At 67.6% G+C, this 1,486-nt stretch carries 2 protein-coding genes; both read right to left on the bottom strand.

Annotated features, from left to right (window positions below):
- Positions 1 to 1,152 (bottom strand): TRAP transporter large permease subunit (locus G7A99_RS19550; protein WP_163143373.1); only part of this gene is annotated, 1,152 nt, incomplete at its 3' end.
- Between the two features lie 7 nt (positions 1,153 to 1,159).
- Positions 1,160 to 1,486 (bottom strand): TRAP transporter small permease subunit (locus tag G7A99_RS19545; protein WP_163143370.1); only part of this gene is annotated, 327 nt, incomplete at its 5' end.

The raw sequence follows: 1,486 nt of genomic DNA, 5'->3' as shown, positions 1-1,486 counted from the left end.
GAACGGCGGACTCAGGAAGGAGACCTGCATGTTGATCGCGAACAGGATGCCGAACCAGACCGGGTCGTAGCCGATCTGCTCGATGATGGGCACGAAGATCGGCAGCGTGAGCATGGCGATGCCGATCCAGTCCATGAACAGCCCGAGCACGATGAGGATCGCCATCATCACCAGCACGATGGCGATGGGCGGCAGGTCCAGGCCGAGGATGCTGCTCGCCACGAAACGGTTGCCGCCCATGAGGTTGTAAACGCCCACGAGGATGGCGGCGCCGATGCCGATCCACACGATCATGCCGCAGGTATTGATGGTCTGGCTCAGGCTCTCGCGAATGATGGTCACCGAGAGCTCACGGCGCAGCGACACCAGCACGAGCACGCCGAACACGCCCATGGCCGCAGCCTCGGTGACCGAGGCGATGCCGGCATAGATGGAACCGAGCACCAGCGCGGCGACCAGTGCCGGCGGGATCACCGCCTTGAGCGCCGCGAGACGGGAATGCCCCGGTGCCTCCAGCTCCTCCTCCGACAGCGGCGGGCCGAGCTCCGGGCGCAGAAGGCAGCGGCAGAGGACGTAGGCCACGTACGAGCCCATCAGGATCAGCGCCGGGGTGATCGCCGCGGTGAACAGGTCCGCGATGGACTCGCTGGCGAGCAGCCCGTAGATGATGAGCACGATGGAGGGCGGCATCATCGTGCCAAGGGCGCCGCCGGCGCAGACCACGCCGATGGAGATCTTGCGGTGATAGCCGAGGCGCAGCATCTGCGGCAGCGCGAGGATGCCGAGCAGCACGATCTCGCCGCCGATGATCCCCGACATCGCCGCCAGGAAGAACGCAACGATGATGGTCTGCACCGCCACGCCGCCGGGCAGCCGCCCGGCGAACACCCGCATGCCGTTGAACAGGTCCCTCGCGATTCCCGACCGGTCCAGCAGCGAGGCCATGAGCACGAACATCGGTACGGCCACCAGGGAGTACTCCGTGACGAAGCCGTAGATACGCGCGGTCACCAGCGGCAGCGCATCGGGGCCGAAGAAGCCCGCCGTGAACAGCAGCGCCACCAGGCCGGTGATGAACGCCAGCGGCAGGCCGGTAAGCAGCAGCGCGAAGATTGCCCCCACCAGGACGTAGGTCGCCGTTGCGATATCCATGCCCGCGCTACCTCCGCCCGGCGACCGCGCGCAGGGACTGCCACAGGTGCAGCAGTGCCTGCACCAGCATCAGCAGCGTCGCGGCCAGGATGACGATCTTGGTGAAACTGGGGAACGGCGGGTTCCAGCTGGAGCCCGAGCGCTCCAGTGTCCACTCGCCGGTCGGGGCGATCACCGAGCGCTCGACCATCACCCAGCCGGCGTAGGCGATGGCGGCACAGAACAGCACGGTGACCGCGTCGTTGAAGACGTCCAGGGCCCGGCGCAGGCGCGGGCCGGCGGCATCGTAGAGCAGGCGCACGCGGATGTGGCCATCACGGGCGAGCGCCACCGG

The organism is Arhodomonas sp. KWT, assembly GCF_010993615.1.
The sequence above is the reverse complement of the archived record's forward strand: the minus strand, read 5'-3'. Positions and strand labels throughout refer to the sequence as shown.